This is a genomic window from Methanobrevibacter filiformis (assembly GCF_001639265.1).
Lineage (GTDB): Archaea > Methanobacteriota > Methanobacteria > Methanobacteriales > Methanobacteriaceae > Methanacia > Methanacia filiformis.
Genome location: NZ_LWMT01000054.1, coordinates 1 through 5,652, shown reverse-complemented (window position 1 = coordinate 5,652; position 5,652 = coordinate 1). Strand labels below are relative to the sequence as shown.

Sequence of the window (5,652 nt, the reverse complement as noted above, 5' to 3'; positions counted from 1 at the left end):
AGTAAATATAAACATGTACATATTTTACATAGAAATAAATATTTAAAAGAGAATAATTTAAAATTCTATGACCCACAATTAAAAATTTAACATTAAATTGAAACATGATCCTAAACTATCTTTAAGTCCTATAGTTTATGATATAAAGACATATAAACTCAAAATTAGATTATATACTTTCTTTTTCATTATTATATGCTATTTCAGAGCCATTAAAATCTTTCTAGTACTATGAACATAATGTTTATATACCATAACAAACTACATCTAATATGTCGGAAGTCGGATTCCGTCTTCCGATAAAATTAAATTTAGATTATATTTAGATTGTTCTTAATTATATATTTTTGATATATTTTTAATTAGTATGTTCATAAAAATAATAAAAAAATAATATGGTGCGAATTAATATGGTAAGAAAAATAGCTATTTATGGAAAAGGCGGAATTGGAAAATCTACAACAACTCAAAATACAGCTGCAGCCATGGCTCATTTTCATGATAAAAAAGTAATGATTCATGGATGCGATCCAAAAGCAGACAGTACAAGAATGATTCTTAGAGGCACCATGCAAAAGACTATGATGGATACCTTAAGAGAAGAAGGAGAGGAAGCATGTACAGTAGATAATATAATGTCAACTGGATATGGAGGAATAAAATGTGTTGAATCTGGAGGTCCAGAGCCAGGAGTAGGATGTGCTGGACGTGGAGTCATAACTGCAATCACTCTTATGGAAATGCAAAAAGTATATGAAGACAACCTTGACTTTGTATTTTTCGATGTTTTAGGAGATGTTGTTTGTGGTGGATTTGCAATGCCAATTCGAGACGGTAAAGCCGAAGAAATATATGTAGTAGCTTCAGGAGAAATGATGGCACTATATGCAGCTAATAACCTTTGTAAAGGTATGGTTAAATATGCAAACCAAAGTGGAGTTAGACTTGGTGGAATTATATGTAATAGTCGTAATGTAGATGGAGAATTAGAGTTAATACAAGAATTTTGTAAACGTTTAGGAACTCAAATGATCCATTTTGTTCCAAGAGACAATATTGTTCAGAAAGCAGAATTCAATAAAAGAACTGTGGTTGATTATGATAAAGAATGTAATCAGGCTAATGAATATGGAACATTAGGTGGAAAAATCATTGACAATAAAAACTTTGTTATACCTGAACCATTAGCTATGGACGAATTAGAAGAATTAGTTGTTGAATTTGGAGTCTTAGATTAAAAATACAATACAGGAGACATATAATGCAGATGGTAAGAGCTATTTTAAGACCTGAAACAACTGAAAAAGCAGTTAAAGCCCTTGATAAAGAAGGTTTTGTTGCTTTAACAAAATTTGATGTTACTGGAAGAGGTAAGCAAAAAGGACTCCAACATGGTGATTTTTTTTATGATGAATTGCCTAAAAAGATGTTATTGTTAGTAGCTGAAGATGATGACATTGATAATATTGTTGATATTATAGTTGATGCATCATCAACTGGAAACTTTGGAGATGGTAAAGTTTTTGTAAGTCCCGTAGAGGAAGCTTACACAGTTAGAACCCGAAGCAAAGGTCTTTAATTAATAAGTATTAATGAGGAGTTGATAATAAAGGAGAGTTTATAATGAAAGAAATATTTGCTATAATTCGACCAAATAAAATTTCTAAGACAAAGGATGTTTTAGATGCTTTAGGCTATCCCTCCATGACAGCTATTAGTGTTTTTGGAAGAGGAAAACAAAAAGCAATATTAAATGAAGTAAATTTACAACAAAGTGATTCTAATTTAAGAGAAGAATGTGGGAATATGGAATATGTTCCTAAAAGATTAGTATCTATTGTAGCTCCTGATGAAGAAGTTCAACTAATAGTTGAAGCAATAATGAAAGTTAATTGCACTGGAAGCATTGGAGACGGTAAGATTTTTATCTGTCCAATAAATGATTCTATAAGAGTTAGAAATAAAGATCAAGGAATTGAAGCAATTCTCTAAATTAAAAGATCCTTAAAAAATCATTTTCTTAGTAGAAATAATGATTTCTTTTAAAATCGATTAATAAGGAGTATTATTATAAATAATTAGATCATCAGTTTAATAAGCAATATTATCAGTATAATATTACTGTTTTGATTAAAATTAATTTTATTATCTTGATTTAAAATTATCAAATTGTGAATTAATATCCCATATAATATATGATTTTTATAAATATTTTTATTTTATTTTTTATATAGTAAATTAAATTAATTTACAATAATTTATTAAAATATTCAATTAAATAACATATAATTCATAATAATTTATTAAAATATTCAATTAAATAACATATAATTCATAATAATTTATTAAAATATTCAATTAAATAACATATAATTCATAATAATTTATTAAAATATTCAATTAAAAATATCAATTTGAAACATTTTATTATACAACAATATTGAAATTTATAGGACAAATGAATATTCAAAACACTTCACATGCGTTTTTAAAGTCACCATGTAATTGGCAAGACTAAGGTAAAAGGAGATATGATATGCCACATAAATTATTTGATGTTGATAAAGAAATACCTGAGAGAAAAGAGCATGTCTATGTAAAACATTGTAATGATGTTGAAGATGACATAGCATGTAATACTAGTACAGTACCAGGATGTATGACTGCAAGGGGATGTGTTTATGCAGGATCTAAAGGAGTTATAGGTGGAGCTATTAAGGATGTTATTCAAGTAGTTCATTCTCCTTGTGGATGTACCACATATGGAGGTGGAGCTAAAAGATATCCTTCACGACCTAATATGCCAGACGGAAGTACATTTCCTATTGAGAATTTTAATATAAAATATGTCTGTGGAACAGACTTAAAAGAGTCAGATGTTGTATTCGGTGGAACAAAAAAATTAAAACAATCTATTATTGATGCAAATAAAGAATTTCCATTTGCAACATCCATATACTGCTATGCAACATGTACAACTGGATTAATTGGAGATGATATGGATGCTGTTGCAAAAGAACTCACAGAAGAACTTGGAAAAGATGTTGTTGCATTTAACACTCCAGGATTTGCAGGACCCTCCCAATCAAAAGGACATCACATAGCTAACAACACAATATTTGACAGGTTAGTTGGAACTAAAGAACCACCAAGAACAACAGAATATGATGTTTGCTTAATCGGAGAATATAACATAGATGGAGACTTATGGATTATAGAAAAGTATCTTAAGGAAATGGGAATAAATGTGTTATCCAGATTCACTGGTGATTCAAGTCATGATGAAATCTGCTGGATGCATCGTTCTAAACTAAATCTTGTTAGATGTCAAAGATCTGCAACATATATTGCTGAGCTTATAGAAGAAAAGTATGGTACTCCATTTATGAAAGTGGATTTTTTCTCAGTAGAATACTGTGCTGATAATCTTCGAGAAATTGGTAAGTTCTTTAATTTAGAAGAAGAAGCTGAAAAAGTAATAAAAAAATATTTAAATCCTATTAAAGAAGAATTAGCTTTTTATAAAGAGAAATTAACTGGTAAAAAGATATACATATTTTCTGGAGGTCCAAAAAGCTGGCATTTATCTACACCAATCGAAAGAGAATTAGGGATGGATGTTACAGCTGTTGCATCAGAGTTTGAACATGCAGATGGATTTAAAAAAATGAAAGAAAGAGTTAAAGAAGGAGCAACAATAGTTGATGATCCAAACACTCCCGAAATTGAAGAAATGATACTTAATGATAAACCAGATATAATACTTGCAGGTATTAAGGAAAAATATTTAGCTCATAAATTAGGCGTTCCATCTTTAATGATTCATTCTTATGAAAATGGACCTTATATTGGATTTGAAGGATTTTTAAACATGGCAAAAGATATTTATGCATATATAAATACTCCTGTATGGAGTCTTTTAGAATTTAATCCAAAACCTGAAGTAAATAAAGAAGAAATTTCATCTAATGCTGATATTAATAACAATACTAATGACATTAATGACGATATTACTGATAAAAATGCTATGGAGGCAAGCAAATGAGTGATGTTAATGTAATGAAAAGAGAAAGATCTTTAATTGTCAATCCACTTAAAACTTGCCAACCTTTAGGAGCAATGTATGCTATAACTGGTGTTGATAAGGGAGTTCCTTTAGTTCATGGATCTCAAGGATGTTCAACATTTGTAAGATATCATCTTGCAAGACATTTTAGAGAACCTGTAGAAATAGCTGTAACTTCCCTTCATGAGTCAGCAGCAGTTTTCGGTGGAAGAAAAAATATTAACTCAAGTATTAAAAATATCACCCTTAGATACAAACCTGAGCTTATTGGAGCTATAACAACCTGTTCTAGTGAAATTATTGGAGATGATGTTTTTGGTTTTGTAGATACCACAAAGCGTGAACTTAAACAAATGAGTGAAGAGGACGAAACATATAAAGACATAGCAAATGTGGAAGTTGTTCCCATTCCAACACCAAGTTTTGTAGGAAACCACTACTCAGGTTATGATGTAGCTATTAATTCATTAATACAAAATATAACAGAACCAAGTGATGAAAAGAACGGAAAAATAAATATAATTCCAGGAATAATCAATCCTGGAGATACAAAAGAAATAAAACATATACTGCACCTACTGGGAGTTGAAGCCACCTTACTTACAGATACCTCAGATGCATTTGACGCTCCACTTAGACCTTCCACATTATCAACTCCTTTTTTTGCAAAAGGAGGTGTTACAGTAAATGAAATAAAAGAAGCATCTCAGGCTGAAGGAACAATAACAATATGTAAATATGCAAAGTCAGGTGCTGAAACTCTTGAAAGCATTCATAATGTTCCAGCTATGGTAGAATCACCTCCAATAGGAATACAAAACACTGACCAATTCTTAAGAAACATCCAGTCAGCACTAGATATTGAAATCCCAGAAACAATTCTTGATGAACGAGGATTATTAGTAGATTTAATGGCAGATGTAGCAGCAAGATACCTATTCGATAAAAATGTAGCAATAGTTGGCGATCCAGATCAAGTAACAGGAATGGCAAGACTCATAGGAGAATTGGGCATGAATCCAAAAGTAGTGTGTACTGGAGCAGATACAACAACATTCCCTGAAGACATGGAAAAAATAGCTAAAGAAACCAATACAGATATAGATGTTCTACTAGATCAGGATTTAAGAGCCTTTGAACTTTATGTTAAAGATGATGACAATAACGTTGATATAATGTTAGGGAACTCAGATTTAAGATTCATAAATTACGACACTAAAATACCACTAATTAGATTCGGATACCCTGTATATGATAGAGTAGGATATCATTCTAACCCTATTGTAGGTTACAGAGGAGCTAAACGATTAACTGAAATGATAACAAATGCAATTCTAGAAAAATACTATGATCCAACACACTGGAAACTCCAACAATAATTAACAATGATTTCGCAAAATAAAAAATTTTGCAAAATCTCATCTTATTTGATTATGATTTTATAAAATAAGTAAATTTAACTCGAAAACAGCAGTACAACAAGACTACCTATCAAAAATACTATCATATAACCTAATAAATGATATAAAAATCACATCACAAAAAATAAAAGACAAAAACGATCAAAATACTAAATACAGAAAGAA

Annotated in this window: 5 protein-coding genes; all 5 read left to right on the top strand. The window is 30.1% G+C overall.

From position 1 onward, the window contains the following. Positions 1-410 precede the first annotated feature (410 nt). The 5 genes from nifH to MBFIL_RS02050 all read left to right on the top strand — a co-directional run bounded on the left by nifH (position 411) and on the right by MBFIL_RS02050 (position 5,445). The gene (nifH, locus tag MBFIL_RS02070; protein ID WP_066971024.1) at positions 411-1,238 is read left to right on the top strand and encodes a nitrogenase iron protein; all 828 of its coding nucleotides are present in this window, start codon (positions 411-413) and stop codon (positions 1,236-1,238) included. 23 nt (positions 1,239-1,261) lie between these two features. Next, positions 1,262-1,579 (top strand): P-II family nitrogen regulator, encoded by a 318-nt coding sequence (locus MBFIL_RS02065; RefSeq protein WP_066971022.1) that lies wholly within the window; start codon positions 1,262-1,264, stop codon positions 1,577-1,579. Between the two features lie 44 nt (positions 1,580-1,623). Next, entirely contained in the window at positions 1,624-1,992 is a 369-nt protein-coding gene (locus MBFIL_RS02060; RefSeq protein WP_066971020.1) for a P-II family nitrogen regulator, read from the top strand. A 544-nt stretch (positions 1,993-2,536) separates the two neighbouring features. After that, positions 2,537-4,045, top strand: a complete 1,509-nt coding sequence (locus tag MBFIL_RS02055; RefSeq protein ID WP_084266260.1) for a nitrogenase subunit alpha — start codon at positions 2,537-2,539, stop codon at positions 4,043-4,045. Further along, positions 4,042-5,445, top strand: a complete 1,404-nt coding sequence (locus tag MBFIL_RS02050; protein WP_066971018.1) for a nitrogenase component 1 — start codon at positions 4,042-4,044, stop codon at positions 5,443-5,445. The genes MBFIL_RS02055 and MBFIL_RS02050 overlap by 4 nt, the downstream gene beginning before the upstream one ends. The last annotated feature ends 207 nt before the right edge of the window (positions 5,446-5,652 follow it).